The sequence below is a fragment of the Noviherbaspirillum sp. genome (assembly GCF_035254685.1).
In the GTDB taxonomy this organism is placed as follows: Bacteria; Pseudomonadota; Gammaproteobacteria; order Burkholderiales; family Burkholderiaceae_D; genus Noviherbaspirillum.
Window position 1 is genome coordinate 35232 of the sequence record NZ_DATFAI010000018.1, and the last position, 20719, is coordinate 55950.

Here is a 20719-nt window from a genome sequence, read left to right on the forward strand (position 1 = left end):
ATTTGGTCGCCCCAGGAAGCTCTTGTTAGTAGCTCTTCAACTTCAACCCGGCATTTTACTGCATTTTTTCCTTTGCCTGTCCCGATTTTGACAGGAAAGGGTCGGTTGGAACCGTGATCACGGAATCGTGGCGACCTCCGGTGCTGGCTTCCTCACCCTGAACCAGGCGGCGTAAAGCGCGGGCAGGAACAGCAGCGTCAGGGCCGTCGCGATGATCAGGCCGCCCATGATTGCGACCGCCATTGGCCCCCAGAATACCGAGCGCGATAACGGGATCATCGCCAGCACCGCCGCCGCCGCGGTAAGGATGATCGGCCGGAATCGACGCACGGCCGCCTCAACAATGGCATTCCACGGCGCAGCGCCCTGGGCGATGTCCGACTCGATCTGGTCAATCAGGATAACCGAGTTACGGATAATCATGCCGAACAAGGCGATCACGCCAAGCTGTGCGACGAAACCGAAGGGACGATGCAGGATGAGCAGGGCCAGCGCTGCGCCCGCGATACCGAGCGGGCCGGTCAGAAATACCAGCAAGGCGCGCGAGAAACTATGCAACTGCAACATCAGCAAGGTGAAGATAATGAAAATCACCAAGGGCACATTGGCGGCAATTGATTCCTGCGCCTTGCCGCTGTCAGCCGCGGCGCCGGCGAGCTCGATGCGATACCCTACCGGAAGCTGCGCCCGCAGCGTATCCAGCCTGGGATTGAGCTGGCTGGATACAGTGGGCCCCTGGATGCCGTCGACGACATCCGATTGTACCGTGATCGCCCATTCGCGGCCTTCCCGCCAGACCACACCCGGTTCCCAGACGAAATGCGCACGTGCCACTTGCGCCAACGGGACAGCCCTGCCGCTCGCGGTCTGGAGGTTGGCTTCGTTCAGGGCTGAGATGGTGGACCGCTCTTCCACCGGCTGACGCACGGCGATATCGATCAACTTGTTGCCGTCACGATATTGTCCGATGGTCGTCCCGGTAAGGATCGTGTTGGCCATACGCATGACGCTCTGCGAGCTGACACCCAATGCGCGCAGCTTGTCTTGATCGAGCTCGAGACGCAACACCTTCACCGATTCATTCCAGTTGTCGTTGACGCCAACGGTGTTCGGATTGGCACGCATGATTTCCTTCACGCGGTCGGCAATAACACGCACCTTGGACACATCCGTCCCGCTTACGCGGAACTGGACCGGATACGGAACCGGCGGACCATTCGGCAACAGCTTCACCCGGCCGCGGACCTCCGGAAAATCGTTCTTGAACGCATCAATGATCTTCAGCCGTAGTGCCTCACGTGCATGCAGATCCTTCGGCAGGATGACCATTTGAGAGACGTTTGTCTGCGGGAAAATCTGGTCCAGCGGCAGGTAGAAACGCGGACTGCCGGTACCGACATAGCTCGTCACGCTTTCCACGCCTTCCTGCTTGCGAATGAAGTTCTCGAACTTCTTCGCCTGCGCTTCCGTCGCCGAAAACGCGGTTCCTTCAGGCATCCAGAGTTCGACCATCAGCTCTGGCCTGCTGGAATCGGGGAAGAATTGCTGCTCGATGAAACGGAAGCCGAACACGCCGAGCGCAAATACGCCAAGCGTGAGCATGATGGTGAGCTTGCGCCATTCCACGCACCAGTTCACGAGATTGCGGAAGCGCTTGTAGAACGGGCCATCGAACAACTCATGGTGGCCGTCAGCATTGGTCGCCGGCTTAACGCGAAGGAGGACATAGCCGATGTAGGGTGTGAACAGCACCGCGACCACCCAGGAAATGAGCAGTGCCAGCGCGTTCACCGAGAACATCGAGAAAGTGTATTCGCCGGCGGCGGATTTCGCCAAGCCGATCGGCAGGAAGCCGGCGGCGGTAATCAGCGTTCCGGTCAACATCGGCTTCGCGGTCGATGTGTAAGCGAAGGTCGCGGCATCAAAGCGTGAAAAGCCCTCCTCCATTTTCCGCACCATCATTTCGACGGCAATGATCGCGTCGTCGACAAGAAGCCCGAGCGCAATGATCAGCGCGCCAAGCGAAATCTTGTGCAGATCGATATTGAACACCCGCATGAACAGGAAAGTCACGGCGAGCACCATCGGGATGGTCAGTGCAACCACCAGCCCCGGCCACACATCGAGGCGGAATGGCCTGGTATGCAGGCCAAGAGACAGGAAGCTGACGCCGAGCACGATCAGCACCGCTTCGGTCAGGGTGCGCAGGAATTCGTTCACCGATGACGAGACCGCCTTCGGCTGGTCGGAAACACGTTGCAGCTCGATGCCAACCGGGAGCTTGCCCTTGATTTCATCGACGGTCGCTTCAAGGTTGCGCCCGAGCTGGATGATGTCGCCGCCCTTCTCCATCGAGATACCAAGGCCGATGACTTCCTTGCCGTTGAAGCGCATCTTGTCCTGCGGGGGATCCTTGTATTCGCGCCGGACGGTGGCGAAGTCGCCGAGGCGGAAGTTTGTCCCGCCCGCCCGCAGTTCAAGGTCCTCCAGATCCTTCACGGTTTTCATTGCGCCCGTCACGCGGACTTGGAGGTTGTCAGTCGGCGTCACCAGCACGCCCGTGGACTCGACGGCATTCTGCGCATTGAGCTGCGCGACGATCGCGTCGAACGGAATACCGAGTTGCGCAAACTTCTTGTGCGAGAACTCGATATTGATTCTTTCGTCCTGTACGCCGAACAGTTCGACCTTCGCGACTGAAGGCACTTTCAGCAGCTGCTGGCGGACGAAATCGGCATAATCCTTCACTTCAGCGTAGGTGAATCCGTCACCCGACAAGGCGAAAATGGAACCATAGGTGTCGCCGAATTCATCATTGAAGAAAGGCCCGACCACGCCGCCTGGCAGCGTCCCTCGGATGTCACCGATTTTCTTTCGCACCTGGTACCACGCCGAAGGAACGTCCTTGGGAGGGGTCGATTCGCGCAGTTGCAGGATGATGAGGGTTTCGCCCGGCTTGGAATAGCTGCGGATCTTGTCGATGTAAGGGGTTTCCTGCAACTTCTTTTCCAGCTTGTCGGTCACCTGGTCCGCCATCTGCAGCGCCGTCGCGCCGGGCCACATTGCGCGCACCACCATGGCGCGGAAGGTGAAAGGTGGATCCTCGTCCTGCCCGAGCCGGCTGTAACTCATGATGCCGCCGAGCAGCAGCGCAACAATCAGGTAACGTGTCAGCGGAATGTGTTCAAGCGCCCAGCGGGACAGGTTGAAACCGCCCCTCATTTGATGACCCCGGCTACGGTCTCGGCATTGGCAGTCTGGGTGGCATTGCGTTGAGAAGCAACCGCGCCGTCAGGCCTTGCGAGATTGTCATCGCCGAGAATCTTGACTTTTTGTCCCTCTTTCAAGAGGTTCACGCCGGCGGTCACGATGGTCTGGCCAGGGGAAATGCCGTCGGCAACCAGGATGTCGTTGCCGACAGTGCCCGCAACCTCGATCGGAACAAGCTTGACGGCGCCGTTTTCGATCACCCACACTGCAGTTGCCGATTTGTCGCGGAACAACGCATTCAGGGGCAACCTGATCATCGCATTCGACGTCTTGCCGGCGAACGCAACATATGCCGTCATGCCGAGCTTGATATCTTCCGGCGCATTCGGGATCGAGATCTTCGCTGTATAAGTGCGGGTAGCGGGATCGGCAATCGGCGACAGTTCACGCAATTTGCCGGGAATGACCTGATTGGGCTTTGCCCACGTACGGACTCGGACATCGGACACGCGCCGCAGGGCGTCGACCTTGTCTTCCGGAATGCCGATCACGATTTCCTTTTCCCCTGCCTGCGCCACGCGCACGACCGGGCTGCCGGCGGCGACGACCTGACCGACCTCCGCATCTACGCTGGTCACGACGCCGTCGACATTGGAAACCAGTGTTGTATACCCTGCCTGGTTCGACTGGTTGCGATAAGCCGCGAGCGCCTGTTCATAGCTTGCTTGTGCCGCCTTGAAGGCAGTTTCCTTTGCGTCGAGAACTGCCTGGCTGACGAAATTTTTCGCGCGCAGCTCCTGGTAGCGCTTCTGGTCGGCTTTTGCGAGTTCTCGGTTACTCTCCGCTGCCCGCAGGCCGGCGTTTGCCTGGGCCTGTGCAAGCTGCAGATCCTGCGGGTCCAGCTGCATGAGAACCTGGCCTCGCTTGACGGTCGTGCCCACATCTACCTTGCGGGCGACAATCTTGCCCCCGACGCGAAACCCCAGGCGAGATTCAACCCGCGCCCGCACATCGCCAGAGAATTCCGCAACCATGTCGACGTTGCCGGCTGCCAGTTGAATCGCGCGCACAGGGCGAACTTCCTCGACCTTCTCGACCGGCTTCGAGCACGCCACGGCGAGAAGGCTGGACACGAGAAGAACTGCCGTTCGGCTCGCATTCGATCGTGCGGGCGGAGGCTGATACGGATTAATCAGAGCGGCCACATTCTTTTCCTTTACTATTCGGGCTGGATCTGCATCCAGAAGCATTATTCAAAAGACACGACTATTACTAACCGATTGGTCAGTAATTATAAGCACGCCTAACTGTTTTGCATATGACTTTTTAGTCAGTTTCCTCTAACCCATGCCCGTTGATCACTACGAAAATTTCCCGGTTGCCTCGGTGCTGTTGCCCGCACGGCTTCGTCCGGCCGTCGAAGCAATCTACGCATTTGCGCGCAGCGCAGACGACATTGCCGACGAAGGAAACGCCGGCGCTGAAGCACGGCTTGAATCACTAGAGCAATACGAGCGGGCGCTGGATGCCATTGAGCGCGGAATACCGTCGGATGTTCCATTGCTTTCCCGCCTTGCGGAAACGATAACGGCTCACCGCTTACCCCTCCAACCGTTTCGCGACCTGCTATCGGCCTTCAGGCAGGATATCGTCACGTCACGTTATGCCAACTTCGGAAGCCTGCTCGACTATTGCCGTCGCTCCGCCAATCCGGTCGGCTGCCTGATGCTTCACTTGTACAAAGCGGCGAACGCGACGAACCTGAAAGAGTCTGACGCCATCTGCACAGCTTTGCAATTGATTAACTTCTGGCAGGACGTGACTGTCGACTGGCAAAAGAACCGCATTTATCTGCCCGCAGAGGACATGTCCCGGTACGGCGTCACGGAAGCCCACCTTGCCGGGGGCCGTGCCGATGCCGCTTGGCACGCACTGATGCGCTTCGAAGTGGAGCGCGCGCGCGCAATAATGCTTGCCGGCGCGCCGCTCGCCCTGCGGATGCCGGGGCGCATCGGTTGGGAACTGCGGCTGATCGTCCAGGGCGGTTTGCGCATCCTGGAATGCATCGAAGCGATCGATTACGATGTATTCCGCAGACGCCCGCAACTGAAGGCTGGCGACTGGCTGCGAATGACATGGCGCGCGGTGTGGATGAAATACAGTTTGGCGCGAACGCCTCGCGTCGGCTAGCATAGCGGGTTTGGATCAGTTTTCGACCAGGTCTTCATGTCGCCAGACGAATATTGCCAGCAGAAAGCCGTGCAGAGCGGCTCCAGCTTTTATTACAGCTTCCTGTTCCTGCCCGCCGAGCGCCGCCGTGCGATCACGGCACTGTACGCGTTTTGCCGCGAGGTCGACGACACGGTCGATGAATGCACCGATATCTCCGTGGCGCGCAACAAGCTGATGTGGTGGCGTACCGAAGTCCAGGCAATGTTGAAGGGCAATCCTTCACATCCGGTCACCAAGGCGCTGCAACCGCACCTCGCGCCCTATGAGCTCGACGGCAAGCATTTCCAGGCGATCATCGACGGCATGGAGATGGATCTCGACCAGACCCGCTACCTGGACTTCACCGGATTGAAGCGCTACTGCTGGCATGTCGCCAGCGTGGTCGGCATCCTGTCGGCACGCATCTTCGGCGTAACGAAGGACGAGACCTTGCAGTATGCGGAAAAACTCGGGCTCGCATTCCAGCTGACAAACATCATTCGCGATGTCGGTGAAGACGCGCGCAAGGGCCGGATCTACATTCCGGTCAATGAACTCCAGCAGTTCCAGGTACCGGCGGCCGATATCCTCAACGCCCGCCATAGCGAGAATTTCGAGAAGCTCATGCGCTTCCAGGCGGAGCGCGCGCAAGACGTTTATGAGGAAGCCCTTGCCCTGCTGCCAAAGAGCGACCGCCGCGCTCAGCGCCCCGGCCTCATGATGGCCGCCATCTACCGCGCGTTGCTGGACGAAATCCAGCACGATGGCTTCCACGTCCTGACCCAGAAAATTTCCCTCACGCCGATCCGCAAGCTCTGGCTTGCGTGGAAGACCTATGTGCGCGGATAAATCCGGTGTAGAGCCCTAGCGATGCGAGAAGTCGCGGTCATCGGCGGCGGCTGGGCGGGCTGCGCGGCGGCAGTGGAACTGGCGCGCCGGGGAGCAAATGTGACGCTGTTTGAAGCTGCACGGTCGCTCGGCGGCCGGGCGCGTGGGGTCGAGATCAATGGCTGCCAGCTCGACAACGGCCAGCACATCCTGCTTGGCGCTTATACCGAAACACTGCGCCTCATGCGCGTCGTCGGCATGCAGGCTGGTAGCGCGTTGTTGCGCTTGCCGCTGCAGATGCGCTACCCGTCCAGTAGCGCCGGCATGGATTTTGTCGCACCGCGCCTGCCTGCCCCGCTGCATGTACTGGCCGGATTGCTGCGCGCCAGCGGCTTGAGCCGGGAAGACAAGCTTTCGCTGGCACGATTCTCTACCACGGCACGCTGGATGGACTGGCAGTTGAATATCGACTGCACCGTTACCGAACTGCTCGACCGCTACGACCAAACCGATCGCCTGATCCGGCTGATGTGGCGTCCGCTGTGCATTGCCGCACTGAATACGCCGCCGGAGCGCGCATCGGCGCAGATATTTCTCAATGTGTTACGCGACAGCCTCGGTGCGCGACGCGCTGCGTCGGACATGCTGCTCCCGCGTTTCGACATGACCCAGATATTCCCGAAACATGCCGCGAGCTTCATCCAAAGGCACGGAGGCAGCATTCGCTGCGGCCAGTCAGTGGGGGGAATCGGGCGGGACGGTGATCGCTGGCGGCTCGATGTTACGAATACGCCCGAAGCCAGCGAAGCAAAATTTGATGGCGTCGTCGTTGCGACGCAGGCAACGCGTGCCGCGTCACTCCTGGATGGCGTGGCCGCGGTATCCCTTCCAGATTTCGATTACGAGCCGATCAGCACCTGCTACCTGCAGTACGCGCCGGATATCAGCCTTGCGCAGCCCTTATTCGCGCTGCTCGATGATGCGGCCAGCGGGCAATGGGGGCAATTCGTATTTGATCGCGGCCAACTCGACGCGCGGCACGCCGGTTTGCTGTCGGTTGTCGTCAGCGCATCGGCCGATGCAGTCGCGCTTGGCCATGAGACGACCGCCACGGCCATCGCGATGCAACTTGCAACGGTCTTCCAGCAGCCCGCACTGGCGCATCCGCAATGGACGAAGATGATCAGCGAAAAGCGTGCGACCTTCTCCTGTACGCCGGCCCTCGCCCGCCCCGGCAACCAGACCGGCTGCGAGAACCTTGTCATTGCGGGAGACTATACGGCGAGCGACTACCCGGCCACGCTGGAATCCGCAGTACGAAGCGGCGTGGAAGCGGCAAAACTTCTCTTGAAAAAGTGACAATCAGTCCTGCTCACGCGCGCGGTTGAGCGCTTCGTCGATGCGTTCGACACCGATGACGGTCAACCCTTCGATCTTCTGCTTGGGTGCGTTCGCCTTCGGGATCAGTGCAATCGAAAATCCGAGCTTGGCCGCTTCGCGCAATCGTTCCTGCCCGCGCGGTGCGGGCCGGATTTCTCCTGCAAGCCCAACCTCACCGAAGGCAACCAGTCCGCGCGGCAGGGGCTTGTTGCGCATCGAGGAATGAATCGCCAGCAAAACCGCGAGATCCGCCGCGGGCTCGGTGATCTTCACGCCGCCAACGGCATTGATGAACACATCCTGGTCGAAGGCGGCAACCGCTGCATGACGGTGCAGCACCGCCAGCAGCATGGCCAGCCGGTTCTGCTCCAGTCCGACGGAAAGCCGGCGCGCATTCGGCACATGGGATGTATCGACCAGTGCCTGGATCTCGACCAGCAGCGGACGCGTTCCTTCCTGGGTCACCATCACGCAGGAGCCGGGCACCTGGTTGTCATGTTGCGAAAGGAACAAGGCCGAAGGGTTGGACACGCCCTTCAACCCCTTTTCGGTCATCGCGAACACGCCGAGTTCGTTGACCGCGCCGAAGCGGTTCTTGAAGGCGCGCACCAACCGGAAACTCGAATGCGTGTCGCCTTCAAAGTACAGCACCGTGTCCACGATATGCTCGAGCACGCGCGGGCCGGCCAGCGCGCCCTCCTTTGTGACATGGCCGACCATGATGATGGTGATGCCGGACTGCTTCGCCACGCGCGTCAGTTGCGCCGCGCATTCGCGCACTTGAGCGACCGATCCCGGCGCGGAAGTCAGCGCGTCGGAATAGATGGTCTGGATCGAGTCGATCACTGCAACCTGCGGCTTGTGGTCGGCCAGTGTGTTGAGGATTTTTTCAAGCTGGATTTCTGCCTGCAGCTGCAATTCTTTCGCATCGATGGCCAGGCGCTTGGCACGCAGCGCGATCTGCGCGCCGGATTCCTCGCCGCTGACATATAGCGTTTTCTTGACGCGCGACATGTTGGCCAGCGCCTGCAGCAGCAAGGTGGATTTGCCGATGCCCGGATCGCCACCGATCAGCACCACGCCGCCAGCAACCAGTCCGCCGCCGAGCACACGGTCGAATTCCTCGATGCCGGTGCCGAAACGCGGCACGTCGATCGCTTCAATATCAGCCAGGCTGAGTACCGGCGAACTTTGTGCCAGACCTTGGTGCTGGCCGGAAAACCGGTTTCCGGCGCTTTCGACGACCGTTTCCACCAGCGTATTCCACTGCCCGCACGATGGGCATTGGCCCGCCCATTTGCTGGAAACGCCGCCACATTCCGTACAGGTGTAATTGGTTTTCTGCTTTGCCATGAACTTGAAATATTACCCTTCGACGACCTGCACGCGCGGCGCCAAGGCGCACATCAACTCATACCCAAGCGTGCCGGCGGCATTCGCCACCTCGTCGATCGGCATGCCCTTGCCCCAGAGGGTGACCTTGCTGCCGATCCGCGCGCCCGGGATGCCGGTGAGGTCGACGGTGATCATGTCCATCGACACGCGGCCGACCAGCCTGGTCCGCTCGCGCTCAACCACGACCGGCGTACCGTTCGGTGCATGACGCGGATAGCCATCCGCATATCCGCAGGCGACGACGCCAATCGTCATCGGCCGATCGACAACGAAGCGGCTACCGTAGCCAACCGCCTCGCCGGCGCGGACCTGCTGGATGCCAATGATTTCGCTGGATAGTGTCATCGCTGGTTGCAGGCCGAATTCCTCGGCTGTCTTGCCGCCCGGCGTCCCGCCGTACAGCATGATGCCAGGACGCACCCAATCGCTCGACAGGTCCGGGCGCGTCAAGACTGCTGCCGAATTGGAAATACTGCGCTCGCCGGGCAATCCTTCCGTCGCCCCCTGGAAACGGCGAACCTGTTCGCTGAGCGGGAGGTTGACGTTGACGGCATCGTCGGCGTTGGCAAAATGGGTCATCAATATGATGTTGCGCACTGCGGGGATGGCACGCAGCCGTTCGTAGGCCGCGCGGAAGGCGTTCGGCTGGAACCCTAGGCGATTCATGCCGCTGTTCATTTTCAGGTGCACGTCGATCTGCGATGTCAATCCGGCGCGCTCCACCATGTCGATCTGTTCATGGCAATGAATCGCTGTCTGTATCTGATGTGCGGCAAGGACCGGCAAGTCGGGTTCATCGAAAAAACCTTCCAGCAGCAAGATGGGTTTTTGCCATCCCATTTCACGCAGACGGACCGCGGCATCGACCTCGATCAGCGCCAACCCGTCCGCAGCAGCAAATGCCCGCATCCCTCGCGCAAGCCCGTGGCCGTATGCATTCGCCTTGACGACGCCCCACACCCTGGCATGCGGAGTGCATTGCCTTGCGATCGACAAGTTGTGTTGCATTGCAGCGAGGTGGATGGTGGCAACGAGAGGTCTGGGCATGGAAAAAAACAGGTCTTGAAGGTTGGACAACAATGAAGCAGGCCAAAAGTCCATTTTACCGGATCCACCTTGCCAGCCGTTCAGGAAATCCACTTTGAGCGAGGGTTTTCATGGTATAAAGCTTGCCGGAGACACATTGGCAAACCTCAACATGCGGATGAATCGCGGTTTTTTCACCATCATGGCAGCGCAGTTTTTCTCATCGCTTGCCGATAATGCACTCCTCATCGCAGCCATTGCCCTGTTGTCCACCATGAATTCCCCGGCCTGGATGACGCCGCTCCTCAAGCTGTTCTTCGTCCTTTCCTACGTCCTGCTTGCAGCCTTTGTCGGCGCCTTCGCCGACTCCCTGCCCAAGGGGCGGGTCATGTTCATTACCAACCTGATCAAGATCGCGGGTTGCGCGATGATGTTCGTTAACATCCATCCGCTGGCGGCCTATGCCGTGGTGGGATTCGGGGCGGCGGCCTACTCGCCTGCAAAATACGGCATCCTGACGGAGCTGCTGCCGCCTGAGAAGCTGGTGGCGGCCAACGGCTGGATCGAAGGCTTGACCGTGGTTTCGATCATTCTGGGAACGGTGATGGGCGGTGCGCTGGTCAACCCCCACATTTCCGCCGACCTGCTCAGCATCGACATGCCCTTCATCGATACCGGAATCAACACGCCGGCCGAAGCGGCCTTGACGGTGATCATGGGCGCCTACTGCCTGGCGGCGGTCTTCAATTTGAGAATTCCCGACACCGGAGCGCGCTACCCGCACCAGGAGCGCAACCCGATTCGCCTCGTCGCCGATTTCGCCGGATGCTTTACGACCTTATGGAAGGACAAGCTCGGCCAAATTTCGCTGGCGGTCACCACCTTGTTTTGGGGAGCCGGCGCCACGCTGCAATTCATCATGCTGAAATGGGCGGAACAATCGCTGAACATGCCGCTCGATCGCGCGGCCACGTTCCAGGGCATCTTTGCTCTGGGCATTGCGATCGGCGCGGCGGCCGCCGCGCGTTTCGTTCCCTTGAAAAGATCGCTCTCCGTCATGCCGCTCGGTGTGATCATGGGCTTTATCGTGATGACAATGACCTTGGTGCACACTGCCTGGATGGCGTATACACTGTTGGTCCTGGTTGGCGCCTTGTCGGGATATTTCGTGGTGCCGATGAATGCCCTGCTGCAGCATCGCGGGCACGTGCTGTTGAGCGCCGGCCATTCGATTGCCGTGCAAAACTTCAACGAGAACCTGTCCGTACTGACGATGCTGATGCTCTACTCGCTGATGGTGAAGCTGAACTTGAATATCAACCTTGTCATCGTCCTATTCGGTCTTTTCGTGGCTGGAACCATGTACCTGGCCATGCGGCGGCACGCCTACAATCAGAGGGAACACGATTCGCTGGCGCTGATCGGCGAGCACAAGCACTGAGCTTGCCGGACCCACGAGCTGTCATTTCGCCTGACTGATCTTCGCTTCCGCACGGGTTCGCCAGTCATTCGGCACGATGAATCCCCGGTCGGATTCGAGCATGTGCCCGCCTTCCGACTCCAGCACCGCGACCAGGGCCGGGCCGGATGTTTCAGCAAAATGGCTAGTCAATGCCTGCCTGAGAGCTTCGCGGTCCAGCGCCGCTTCGACGATAGCCAGCTTGGCCGGCGCCAGCCAGCTGAGTCTGGGCAGGACGACAAAATGCTGCCCTGAAATCTCGTCCAGTTCCTCCAGCGCGCGCCAGAACCCCCGGCAATGCTGCGGAGAAATCCAGGATGGCAACGCCGGCATCGGGGATCGTTCATGATAAAACAGCCAGCCTTTCAGCAGTGCCTGGGCTGCTGCAATGGGTTCCGTCAGCTGGAGCAGCGCCGCCGGGTGCCGTGAAAGCGCCAGCTGCCGCGCCATGATCTTGCGGATCTTCGTTCCCAGCGTGTCCACCAGGCCGGGGCCGATGAAATAATCTGCCTCGCACCCGTGTCCGCTCGATTCCAGCAAAAACAGCTTGGTGGCGAATTCCCAATGAATCAACGCTTTGTCCTGCCGGAGCAGGAAATCGAATTCTCCCACCGTGTCATTCTTGCCGACGCGAACCTGTACTCCATGGGCGACCAGCCAGCCGCGGTGTTCGAGGTAAAAGGCCATCAGCTTTTCGGCATAGCGGCCGAGCCGCGCGAAGGGCTTCAGGTCGAGGTACGCGTGCAGCGTGCCGGGCTCCTGGTCGAGCCCGGTGAGCCAGGCTTCTATAGCCCCGTCCACGGCGCCGACGCTGGCAATGCGGCCAGCCCATTCCGCGGAATGCGGATCGAGCAGATCAGGTGAGTCCAGCAGCCACGCGAGGGTGCGCACGTGCGGATCGTTCAGATGGTTCCAGCGGCGATGGAACCGGGCTTGAAAACCAGGTGTGCCGGTTTCAGCAGAGACCGGCATAGGTTGCCATCGCAAGACAAAGATCGGCCCACGCCTTTTTCTTGTCTACCATGTTGCGCAGCAGGTAAGCCGGATGATAGGTGACGATCAGCGGTCGATCCGCATAGCGATGCACCGTCCCGCGCAACTTGGAAACCGGTGTTTCGGCATCCAGTCCGAGCAGGGAAATGGCTGCGATCTTGCCAAGTGCCACGATGATCGACGGCTGGATCAGCGCGATCTGTCGTTCGAGATAAGGGATGCAGGCAGCCGTCTCGGCCGACGTCGGCGGACGGTCGCGGCCGGTCTCGTCGGTCGGGCGGCACTTGACGATATTGGCGATGTACGCATTGGCACCTCGCCGCAATCCCATGGCGAGCATCATGTTGTCGAGCAGCTTTCCCGCCTGCCCGACGAACGGTTCGCCGCGCTGGTCTTCGTTGCGGCCGGGGCCTTCGCCGACAAACAGCCATTTTGCCTTCTCGTCGCCCACGCCGAATACCGTGTTGGTACGGCCGTTGCAGAGTCCGCACCTGGTACATCCGGCGACGGTGGACTTGAGCTGCATCCAGTCCATATGCGCAACTTCGGATTGACCCGTCACGGTTGCGGGAGCGATGCCGGTTTCTAACGTCTCGGCCAAGGGTGCGCCAACGGACAGGTCTCCGAACGCGTCGACTGGCTCGATCACCGGCATGGAAGGCTCTGCGAGAGCCTGCGTTTCCGCAGCGGGTGCGGCGGGTGCAGCGCGGCTCCGCCACAATGGTTCGATGCCCATCTCCTGCAGGAAAGCGGCACGACGTTCCGGTGTACCTGTCATAGCTGGAATCTCATGACAATCGCATCCTCGCGCGTGTTGTCAGCCGCGGGATAATAGCCCTTGCGCACGCCGATCTGGATAAAACCATAACGCTGGTACACCGCCAGCGCCCGCACGTTCGATGGACGCACTTCGAGGAGAATAGAGTGCATACCCTTCTCGCGGGCCACGTCGGCCACTTTGTCGAGTTGCATGCGGCCGATACCCTTGCCGTGCAGGTCGCGCCGCACGCTGATGTTCAGAAGATGGGCTTCGTCCACAGCGAGCATCAGCAGGAAATAGCCGACCAGCGTCCCGTTGGAATCGCGCAAGGTCCACGTTTCATAGCCGCTGTAAAGCGAATCGAGGAAATTGCCGCGGGTCCAGGGATGGGGATAGACATCGTTCTCGATGGTCAGCACCTCCGGCAGGTCGCTGACCTGCATGGGTGCGAACTGCAAGGATGGCAACGCCGGCGACTCACCGGATGCTTTATAGACTGCGCTCATGCCGACGCCTTTGCCAGACGTTCAACTGTCGTCATCGCCACCTTGTTGCGCAGGTAAACCGGTTGCGCTTCGCGCGCGCTAATGCTGCGTCCCGCTTCCAGCTCGGGTTCCGCGAGCCGGACAATTTGCGCCGCATGCGGGACGATGTCGGCCTGCACCTTGCCGGCGAACGGCATCGCCTCGAACGCTGATGCATAGGCCGTCAATCCATTACCGCATGCGACCACCTCGCCTGTAGCGATCACCATCGAGGGCGCCGACAGGGTCGGCTCGGTCACTGCCTGCCATCCGTCCTGGTAGCGGTACTGTGCCCAGTAGACTTCCTCCATGCGCGCGTCGAGCACGACCAGCACGTCACTGGCGCCGCAAGCATCGCGGCATGCCTGCGCCATCGCCAGCAGCGTCACGACTGGAACCACCGGAAAATCGTGCCCGAACGCGAGACCTTGCGCCACACCGCATGCCGTACGCACGCCGGTAAACGATCCCGGCCCGGCGCCGAAGGCGATCGCGTCGCACTGTTTCAGCGCAATGCCTTCCTGCGTCAGCAATGCCTGCACCATCGGCAACAGGGTTTGTGAATGGGTTTGCACACCCGACGCCTCATGCGCCAGCACCTGCCCATTGCGGAGCAAGGCGACGGAAGCCAGGTCGGAGGAGGTTTCGATGGCAAGAATGGTTCGCATGCCGGTATTTTACAGTGACAGGCAAGCTAAATTTCGTACCATCGCTGCCGTTAACAAAGAAAGAATCGGAGGAAACCATGGAAGTCAATAACATTGCGGCTCTTGCCACCACTCTCGCCAGCACAGCAACGAACCAGGCGGTCGGCGTCGCCGTGCTGAAGAAAGCCATGGATATCCAGGCCAGCAGTGCAATGGCAATGCTGGAAGCACTGCCGCCGGCGCCATCAGTCAACCTTCCCCCGCATCTCGGACAAAACGTCAATACGACTGCCTGATTGTCCGCGAAGTTTCCAGGCGAACCCGGGTCCACACGGCAAGCCCCTGCAGGGCTGTGGCTGTGGCTGCGGCTGTGGCTGTGGCTGTGGCTGTGGCTGTGGCATTGGCCTTCGGCCTTCGCCTTGCCTTACAATAGTCACACCTCGAACTGCCCGCCTCATCCCTTATGCCTTCACCCTGCATGCCCCTGGAAAACGACAACCACGCCCAACTGGCCAAGTGGCTGGATGGAGATGCATGGGTGGTTGCGTGCCTGTGTGCAGCATGGTGCGACACCTGCCGCAGCTACAGGAACAGCTTTGAACACCTGGCTGCGATGCATCCCGACAAGCATTTCGTCTGGATCGATATCGAAGACCAGTCGGATTTCATTGGCGATATCGATGTCGAGAATTTTCCGACCTTGCTGATCCAGCGCGGCGAAGTGGTGGCCTTCTTCGGCACTGTCCTGCCGGACGTGAAGCTCGCCGACCGCCTGATCAATGCACAGGCCGAACTGAGCGACGAGGAATTGCGCAGGCAGGCCGCAAGCTCCTCGGAGCGCGCCGAGTGGCAACGCATCTGCAACCTGCGCACGCGGCTCCGCGAGACTTCCGACTAAGGTTGTTCAAGCCCCAGGGTGCGAAAGCGCTTGCCCCACAGTAAGGCATTCGCTACACGAGCAACCGCAGATCAGTGTGCCGGAAACGCCGATTTCAACCTGGAGGAAGCAGCGACGGATTTTCTGTCAGGAGTTTTTTCAGGCGTACTGGATTTCGTGCATTCTCCGAATCAAGTTTTGCGGCGATTGGGCATGCTCTCCGCTTGAATAATTTGCAAGAACGGAGAGCACGCCGTTTGGCGATTCCCGGGAATTGACTGCATGAGCCAAAACTTTTTCCAGCCCTTCGTCATCCTTCTGCTGGTGACCGATCCTGTCGGCAACGTGCCTCTCTTCGTGAGCGCCTTGTCGCATGTCCCGGCCGAACGGCGCGCCACGGTCGTGATCAGGGAATGCGCGATCGCCTTTGTGATCCTGCTGCTGTTCATGTTTTTCGGACGCCACTTCCTGCTCGCCGTGCAACTGACCGACATCTCGCTGCGGATCGGCGGTGGCGTGATCCTGTTCCTGATTGCGCTGCGCATGGTATTTCCCCAACCTGGCGGTGTATTCGGCGATGGCGAGGCGGACGACCATGAACCCTTCATCGTACCCTTGGCGATTCCGGCGCTCGCGGGACCGTCGGCGCTGGTCACTGTCCTGCTATTTTCCTCGAGCAGCGCAATCGAAAGCCTCTTGCATGTGGCTGTCCTTTCGCTAGTGGCGGTGGTGTGGCTGGTGGTTTTGCTGAGCGCGGAGCGGATGCAGCGCGTGCTCGGTGCGCGCGTGATGACTGCGGTCGAGCGCCTGATGGGATTGATCCTGACGGCAATGGCGGTGGAGATGCTGCTGGCCGGGGTTCGAGCCTACGTCAAATCCCTTTGAGAAAATCCCCTTTGCTTCAAGCTGTTGCGAGAGCTTTTAAATGTATTGCATGAGAATCCGGAAAATCACGGAAATACAAGTACTTGCAGGACCTTGTTCGCAATGCTTGTGAACTTGCTCCTTTCACGTACCCGATCAAAGATACGCGCAAATCCAGTCCGCCAGGTCGGCTTCGTCCACCCTGCCGGCGCTGAGATCCGTGATGACGCGCACTGCGTCCTCCTGGGGAGCGTTCAAGCGCCACTCATTCGAATACAGGAAAAGACCAAGGGCAAGCAACGCCGCCCGTTCGTTGCATAAGAGGAATGGCCGGTATTTCAGGATGCCTGTCGCGTAGGCTGCCGCGATGGCAGCGATATCCACCGCTTCGAGCGCCGCAAGGTGCAAGGGATAAGCCAGCGCCGCATCCAGCAGCACTTCATCGCAGGGCCCGGCGTCTTCCCCGATTTCTTCAAGGCTTTCCTGATGCAGCAGAAGCAGCGCGGCCCGGTCGATCGAGTTCAGGTTCATTCGGTCAGGGCGCGCAAGGCCTGGGCATAGTCATCGATGAACTCGCGGCCTGCATCGATCTGCCCCTGCAAGGCGGGATCGTGCGGGGAAAGAAGCAGGCCTTCGGCCGTTTCGATGAGATATACCGTGTCGCCAGCACCTCGCCCGAGCTTCGCAAGCACATCTTTCGGTAGTACCAGCCCCGCACCACCGTCGATCCGAATCAATTTGAGCGCATGCATGGCGACCTCCCGGCCATCAGGACAGGTCCCATCTTATCGACGGGGTGCAAAAAATCAATGGGCATGAAAAAGCCGGTTGAAGCCGGCCTTTTCTCACACCGCCGGATTGCGCCAACGGCAGATTCATCAAGAGACTTCTTCGTACAGCGGCAATGTCAGGAATTCGGCAAATTTTTCCGCCGTCGACATCTGTTCAAAGATCTGCGCCGCGCGATCGTAGGTGGCACCCTCGCCAACCACTTCCTTCACCTTCTTCAATTCTTCCGGAATCATCGTGCGCACCATGTCAGCGGTTACCTTGCGACCGTCTTCCAGCACGCCCTTCGGCGAGCGGATCCACTGCCAGACCTGCGAGCGGCTGATCTCGGCGGTGGCTGCATCTTCCATCAGGTTGTGAATCGGCACGCAGCCATTCCCGGCCAGCCAGGCGCCGAGGTAATGGATACCGACATGAATGTTCATGCGCAGCCCTGCTTCTGTGATCGGCTTCTCGGGCTGGAACTCCAGCAGGTCGGCCGCCGTCACGCTCACGTCCGGACGCTGCTTGTCGATCTGATTCGGCCTGGCGCCCAGGACCTTTCTGAATTCGGTCATCGCCAGCTCGACCAGCCCGGGATGGGCGACCCAGCCGCCGTCATAGCCGTCAGAAGCGTCGCGCGCCTTGTCTGCACGCACGCCGGCCATCGCTGCATCGTTCTTAGCCGGATCGTTCTTGATCGGGATCAGGGCCGACATGCCGCCAATTGCCGGCGCGTTGCGCTTGTGGCAGGTCTTGAGCAAGAGCAGCGCGTACGCGCGCATGAAGGGTGAGGTCATCGTGACCTTGGCGCGGTCGGCCAGGCAGAAGTTTTTGTCGACCTTGAACTTCTTGATGCAGGAGAAGATGTAATCCCAGCGGCCGGCGTTCAGACCGGCGCTATGCTCGCGCAACTCGTACAAGATCTCGTCCATCTCGAAGGCGGCGAGAATGGTTTCGATCAGCACGGTCGCCTTGATCGAGCCCTGCGGAATGCCGAGTTCATTCTGGGTCATGACGAAAATGTCGTTCCACAGGCGGGCTTCGAGATGCGATTCCATCTTCGGGAGATAGAAATACGGACCGGCGCCGCGCGCAAGCTGCTCCTTCGCATTGTGGAACATGAAGAGCGCAAAATCGAAGATGCCGCCGGAGATGCGCTTGCCATCGAGCAGGACGTGCTTTTCATCCAGGTGCCAGCCGCGCGGACGCACGATCAGGGTCGCAGTCTTGTCGTTCAGCGCATAGGTCTTGCCGCCCTGCTCCAGCGAGATCGTCCTGCGCACCGCTTCGATCAGGTTGAGCTGGCCGGTAATCTGGTTGTCCCAGTTCGGTGTGTTGGAGTCTTCGAAGTCGGTCATGTAGCTGTCCGCTCCGGAGTTCAGCGCGTTGATGATCATCTTGCGCTCGACCGGCCCGGTGATTTCCACGCGGCGGCATTCCAGCGCCTTCGGGATCGGGGCGATCTTCCAGTCGCCTTCTCGGATGTGTTCCGTATCCGGCAGGAAGTCGGGGCGCTCGCCCGCATCCAGCCGCCTGGCGCGCTCGGCACGGGCGACCAGCAGTTCCTGACGGCGCGGTTCGAAAGCGCGCTGCAGTCTGGCGACCAGCGCCAGTGCTTCGGGAGTCAGGACCTTTTCGTATCCTGGTTTGATCTCGGCCTGGATTTCCATGCCGGCAGGGAGTTGCAGAGCCATTTCGTTCTCCTTCGAAGAAATCCGGATGTCAGAACGTCTTGTAAAAATAGAACGCGGTGAGGGTGAAGCCGATCACGATGATGAAGCGGCGCAGCCAAGCCGCCGGGATCTTGCGCGCAATGGTCGCGCCCCAGTAGCCGCCCAGGGTTGCCGTAGCGAGCATGATGAGGGTGTACGGCCAGCTGATGGCGCCGGCGATGACGAATGTCAGCACGGTGACGCTGTAAATGATCGCGGACAGCAGGTTCTTGATAGCGTTGATCTCATGCACGTCGTCATGTCCGGACATGGCCAAGCTGGCGAGCATCAGGATGCCCATGCCTGCGCCGAAGAAACCGCCATAGACGGAGACCACGGCTTGCCCGGCGAGTGACGCCGGGCTATTGCCGGGCTCAGCCGCATCATGTCCGCGCAGCAGGGCTGACAGGTGGCCGGAAAATGCGAAGAGTATGGTAGCGAACAGCAGCAGCCAGGGAATCAGCCTGGAGAATGTCGCGTCCTTGGTCGCTAGCAAAAGCAGGCCGCCACCAATGCCCCCGATGAACGAGACGATACCCATCGGGATCAGATAGCGCTTGTACCGCGCCAGTTCCTTGCGATAGGCCCAGGCGCCCGACAGGCTGGCAGGCCACAAGGCGACCGAGTTGCTCGCGTTGGCTGTCACTGGTGGCACGCCGACAGCGAGCAATGCGGGGAAGGAAAAGAAGGTGCCCCCGCCGGCAACGGAGTTCATCGCGCCCGCGCAAAAGGCCGCGATGCCGACAAGAGCGATTTGCCAGGCGCTCATCGGGCACCGCCAGTCTGCTTCCGTACGGACTGCATCGGCAGGCTCATGCCGGTCACGTCCTGCATTACGTTGAAAGGGTGTGCGCCGAACACTATCTCGCGGGCGTCATGTGTCATGGTCTGAATGAACATTGTGTCAATGAATGTATGCCGATCGTGAATGCCTCAGAGTATATTCAATAAAAATTCACATAAACATCAAGAATAGTCACTTTATTCTTGCGAATTAGTATTGAATCCATTACCTTCCGAACATGGACCAGTTCAAGCAGATTTCCACTTTCGTCGAGGTTGCCAGCCGCGGAAGTCTTTCCGCTGCGGCACGCGCGGAGGGCATTGCGCCCGCGATGATCGGACGACGGCTCGATGCGCTGGAGGAGCGGCTTGGCGTGAAACTGCTGCAACGGACCACTCGCAAGCTCGCACTGACCAATGAGGGATTGGCATTCCTGGAAGACTGTCAGCGCATCCTCGCCGACCTCGAAAACGCGGAAGCCGCCGTCTCCGAACGCAGCGCGAAGGCAAGTGGTCATCTTTCGATTTCCGCGCCAGCCGGTTTCGGACGCCAGCATGTCGCACCGCTCATCCCCTCGTTCCTCGCGGAGCATAGAGACGTGACGGTCACACTGAATCTGAACGACCGTGTGGTGGATTTGATCGGAGAAGGTATCGACGTCGCCATCCGCATTGCCGCATTGTCAGACTCCAACCTGATCGGCGTGAAGCTGGCCGACAACAAGCGGGTCGTGGTTGCCGCGCCTTCCTACATCAAGAAAAACGGCGCGCCGAAGTCGCTCGATGACCTCGCCAGGCACAACTGCCTGGCCATCAGCAGCGAAGGCAGCCAGCGAGGCTGGACCTTTCGCCAGGCCGGCAAGAATGTCACGCTGAAAGTGAGCGGAAACATGGTCTGCAACGATGGTGCAGTCCTGCACGACTGGGCCTTGTCGGGCAAAGGACTTGCATGGCGCTCGATGTGGGAGGTCAGCAATGCCATCGAAGCGGGACAACTAATGACCGTCCTCGACGAGTTCGCCGCGCCCGGCAATGACATCTATGCTGTTTTCGCGCAACGTCAGCATCTTCCCTTGCGCATCCGCGCTTTCGTCGACTTTCTTCGTCACACCTATTCCCAACCTGAGTACTGGCGCAAGGCCTGAGAGGTCTGTCTCAGACCGCCAGTACGGGTTTGCTTGCACCTCTTTCACTTAACAGGTGCAAGGTTTTCACCCATTGCCTTCCGAATGCATGCCATCATCAAGATGAACATTTCCAATCGGAAATTTCACTTGGA

20 protein-coding genes are annotated in these 20719 nt (G+C 59.9%); 8 read left to right on the forward strand and 12 right to left on the reverse strand.

Features of this window, described 5'->3' with window-relative positions; all coding sequences use genetic code 11:
* Positions 1–117: 117 nt before the first annotated feature.
* Together VJ698_RS05440 and VJ698_RS05445 are read right to left on the reverse strand one after the other, a co-directional pair.
* A complete protein-coding gene (locus tag VJ698_RS05440) occupies positions 118–3222 on the reverse strand; it encodes an efflux RND transporter permease subunit (protein WP_324101698.1) in 3105 nt (1034 codons plus the stop codon).
* Complete coding sequence (locus VJ698_RS05445) at positions 3219–4343, reverse strand: efflux RND transporter periplasmic adaptor subunit (protein WP_324101699.1); 1125 nt, start codon at positions 4341–4343, stop codon at positions 3219–3221. Before VJ698_RS05445 ends, VJ698_RS05440 begins: the two co-directional genes overlap by 4 nt.
* A 214-nt stretch (positions 4344–4557) precedes the next feature.
* On the opposite strand from VJ698_RS05445, the gene hpnC reads away from it, so the two are divergent.
* The 3 genes from hpnC to hpnE are packed head-to-tail and all read left to right on the forward strand — an operon-like array spanning position 4558 to position 7608.
* Positions 4558–5400 carry a squalene synthase HpnC gene (gene hpnC / locus VJ698_RS05450; protein ID WP_324101700.1) on the forward strand — a complete coding sequence of 281 codons (843 nt, stop codon included), beginning with the start codon at positions 4558–4560 and terminating at the stop codon, positions 5398–5400.
* A gap of 36 nt (positions 5401–5436) precedes the next feature.
* Positions 5437–6270: a presqualene diphosphate synthase HpnD gene (hpnD, locus tag VJ698_RS05455; protein WP_324101701.1), complete on the forward strand. Its 834-nt coding sequence runs from the start codon at positions 5437–5439 to the stop codon at positions 6268–6270.
* 21 nt (positions 6271–6291) lie between these two features.
* Positions 6292–7608, forward strand: coding sequence for a hydroxysqualene dehydroxylase HpnE (hpnE, locus tag VJ698_RS05460; protein ID WP_324101702.1), 1317 nt, complete (start codon positions 6292–6294; stop codon positions 7606–7608).
* Between the two features lie 3 nt (positions 7609–7611).
* Here the strand turns inward: hpnE and radA are convergent, their stop codons facing one another.
* Together radA and alr are read right to left on the reverse strand one after the other, a co-directional pair.
* Positions 7612–8982 carry a DNA repair protein RadA gene (gene radA, locus VJ698_RS05465; protein WP_324101703.1) on the reverse strand — a complete coding sequence of 457 codons (1371 nt, stop codon included), beginning with the start codon at positions 8980–8982 and terminating at the stop codon, positions 7612–7614.
* A 12-nt stretch (positions 8983–8994) separates the two neighbouring features.
* The gene (gene alr, locus VJ698_RS05470; RefSeq protein WP_324101704.1) at positions 8995–10071 is read right to left on the reverse strand and encodes an alanine racemase; all 1077 of its coding nucleotides are present in this window, start codon (positions 10069–10071) and stop codon (positions 8995–8997) included.
* 157 nt (positions 10072–10228) lie between these two features.
* On the opposite strand from alr, the gene lplT reads away from it, so the two are divergent.
* Entirely contained in the window at positions 10229–11491 is a 1263-nt protein-coding gene (lplT, locus tag VJ698_RS05475; protein ID WP_324101751.1) for a lysophospholipid transporter LplT, read from the forward strand.
* 21 nt (positions 11492–11512) lie between these two features.
* On the opposite strand, the gene VJ698_RS05480 is transcribed toward lplT, so the two are convergent.
* Genes VJ698_RS05480 through tsaB form a run of 4 tightly spaced genes read right to left on the reverse strand, consistent with a single transcriptional unit; the run spans position 11513 to position 14454 of the window.
* Positions 11513–12481: a DUF1853 family protein gene (locus VJ698_RS05480; RefSeq protein WP_324101705.1), complete on the reverse strand. Its 969-nt coding sequence runs from the start codon at positions 12479–12481 to the stop codon at positions 11513–11515.
* The gene (locus VJ698_RS05485; protein ID WP_324101706.1) at positions 12465–13280 is read right to left on the reverse strand and encodes a uracil-DNA glycosylase; all 816 of its coding nucleotides are present in this window, start codon (positions 13278–13280) and stop codon (positions 12465–12467) included. Before VJ698_RS05485 ends, VJ698_RS05480 begins: the two co-directional genes overlap by 17 nt.
* Positions 13277–13768, reverse strand: coding sequence for a ribosomal protein S18-alanine N-acetyltransferase (gene rimI / locus VJ698_RS05490; RefSeq protein WP_324101707.1), 492 nt, complete (start codon positions 13766–13768; stop codon positions 13277–13279). Before rimI ends, VJ698_RS05485 begins: the two co-directional genes overlap by 4 nt.
* Positions 13765–14454, reverse strand: a complete 690-nt coding sequence (gene tsaB / locus VJ698_RS05495) for a tRNA (adenosine(37)-N6)-threonylcarbamoyltransferase complex dimerization subunit type 1 TsaB (RefSeq protein WP_324101708.1) — start codon at positions 14452–14454, stop codon at positions 13765–13767. The genes rimI and tsaB overlap by 4 nt, the downstream gene beginning before the upstream one ends.
* Before the next feature lie 77 nt (positions 14455–14531).
* On the opposite strand from tsaB, the gene VJ698_RS05500 reads away from it, so the two are divergent.
* The 3 genes from VJ698_RS05500 to VJ698_RS05510 all read left to right on the forward strand — a co-directional run bounded on the left by VJ698_RS05500 (position 14532) and on the right by VJ698_RS05510 (position 16195).
* On the forward strand, positions 14532–14729 hold the full coding sequence (locus VJ698_RS05500) for a YjfB family protein (protein ID WP_324101709.1): 198 nt from the start codon (positions 14532–14534) through the stop codon (positions 14727–14729).
* A 182-nt stretch (positions 14730–14911) separates the two neighbouring features.
* Positions 14912–15331 (forward strand): thioredoxin family protein, encoded by a 420-nt coding sequence (locus VJ698_RS05505; protein ID WP_324101710.1) that lies wholly within the window; start codon positions 14912–14914, stop codon positions 15329–15331.
* A gap of 261 nt (positions 15332–15592) precedes the next feature.
* Complete coding sequence (locus VJ698_RS05510; RefSeq protein WP_324101711.1) at positions 15593–16195, forward strand: MarC family protein; 603 nt, start codon at positions 15593–15595, stop codon at positions 16193–16195.
* A 135-nt stretch (positions 16196–16330) separates the two neighbouring features.
* Here VJ698_RS05510 and VJ698_RS05515 read toward each other — a convergent pair whose 3' ends face one another.
* The 4 genes from VJ698_RS05515 to VJ698_RS05530 form a co-directional block, all read right to left on the reverse strand.
* A complete protein-coding gene (locus VJ698_RS05515) occupies positions 16331–16705 on the reverse strand; it encodes a type II toxin-antitoxin system death-on-curing family toxin (RefSeq protein WP_324101712.1) in 375 nt (124 codons plus the stop codon).
* The gene (locus VJ698_RS05520; protein WP_324101713.1) at positions 16702–16926 is read right to left on the reverse strand and encodes an AbrB/MazE/SpoVT family DNA-binding domain-containing protein; all 225 of its coding nucleotides are present in this window, start codon (positions 16924–16926) and stop codon (positions 16702–16704) included. The genes VJ698_RS05515 and VJ698_RS05520 overlap by 4 nt, the downstream gene beginning before the upstream one ends.
* Positions 16927–17052: 126 nt before the next feature.
* Complete coding sequence (gene aceB / locus VJ698_RS05525) at positions 17053–18639, reverse strand: malate synthase A (protein WP_324101714.1); 1587 nt, start codon at positions 18637–18639, stop codon at positions 17053–17055.
* Positions 18640–18667: 28 nt separating this feature from the next.
* Positions 18668–19426: a sulfite exporter TauE/SafE family protein gene (locus VJ698_RS05530; protein ID WP_324101715.1), complete on the reverse strand. Its 759-nt coding sequence runs from the start codon at positions 19424–19426 to the stop codon at positions 18668–18670.
* Between the two features lie 253 nt (positions 19427–19679).
* Between VJ698_RS05530 and VJ698_RS05535 the strand changes: the two genes are divergently transcribed.
* Positions 19680–20585 carry a LysR family transcriptional regulator gene (locus VJ698_RS05535; protein ID WP_324101716.1) on the forward strand — a complete coding sequence of 302 codons (906 nt, stop codon included), beginning with the start codon at positions 19680–19682 and terminating at the stop codon, positions 20583–20585.
* The last annotated feature ends 134 nt before the right edge of the window (positions 20586–20719 follow it).

Coding starts and splice junctions, on each gene's coding strand:
- VJ698_RS05510 (WP_324101711.1), top strand. CDS start 15,593: ATGAGCCAAAACTTTTTCCAGCCCTTCGTCATCCTTCTGCTGGTGACC.
- hpnE (WP_324101702.1), top strand. CDS start 6,292: ATGCGAGAAGTCGCGGTCATCGGCGGCGGCTGGGCGGGCTGCGCGGCG.
- VJ698_RS05530 (WP_324101715.1), bottom strand. CDS start 19,426: ATGAGCGCCTGGCAAATCGCTCTTGTCGGCATCGCGGCCTTTTGCGCG.
- aceB (WP_324101714.1), bottom strand. CDS start 18,639: ATGGCTCTGCAACTCCCTGCCGGCATGGAAATCCAGGCCGAGATCAAA.
- VJ698_RS05515 (WP_324101712.1), bottom strand. CDS start 16,705: ATGAACCTGAACTCGATCGACCGGGCCGCGCTGCTTCTGCTGCATCAG.
- radA (WP_324101703.1), bottom strand. CDS start 8,982: ATGGCAAAGCAGAAAACCAATTACACCTGTACGGAATGTGGCGGCGTT.
- lplT (WP_324101751.1), top strand. CDS start 10,229: ATGAATCGCGGTTTTTTCACCATCATGGCAGCGCAGTTTTTCTCATCG.
- hpnD (WP_324101701.1), top strand. CDS start 5,437: ATGTCGCCAGACGAATATTGCCAGCAGAAAGCCGTGCAGAGCGGCTCC.
- VJ698_RS05500 (WP_324101709.1), top strand. CDS start 14,532: ATGGAAGTCAATAACATTGCGGCTCTTGCCACCACTCTCGCCAGCACA.
- VJ698_RS05505 (WP_324101710.1), top strand. CDS start 14,912: ATGCCCCTGGAAAACGACAACCACGCCCAACTGGCCAAGTGGCTGGAT.
- VJ698_RS05440 (WP_324101698.1), bottom strand. CDS start 3,222: ATGAGGGGCGGTTTCAACCTGTCCCGCTGGGCGCTTGAACACATTCCG.
- rimI (WP_324101707.1), bottom strand. CDS start 13,768: ATGAGCGCAGTCTATAAAGCATCCGGTGAGTCGCCGGCGTTGCCATCC.
- VJ698_RS05520 (WP_324101713.1), bottom strand. CDS start 16,926: ATGCATGCGCTCAAATTGATTCGGATCGACGGTGGTGCGGGGCTGGTA.
- VJ698_RS05485 (WP_324101706.1), bottom strand. CDS start 13,280: ATGACAGGTACACCGGAACGTCGTGCCGCTTTCCTGCAGGAGATGGGC.
- hpnC (WP_324101700.1), top strand. CDS start 4,558: ATGCCCGTTGATCACTACGAAAATTTCCCGGTTGCCTCGGTGCTGTTG.
- VJ698_RS05480 (WP_324101705.1), bottom strand. CDS start 12,481: ATGCCGGTCTCTGCTGAAACCGGCACACCTGGTTTTCAAGCCCGGTTC.
- tsaB (WP_324101708.1), bottom strand. CDS start 14,454: ATGCGAACCATTCTTGCCATCGAAACCTCCTCCGACCTGGCTTCCGTC.
- VJ698_RS05535 (WP_324101716.1), top strand. CDS start 19,680: ATGGACCAGTTCAAGCAGATTTCCACTTTCGTCGAGGTTGCCAGCCGC.
- alr (WP_324101704.1), bottom strand. CDS start 10,071: ATGCCCAGACCTCTCGTTGCCACCATCCACCTCGCTGCAATGCAACAC.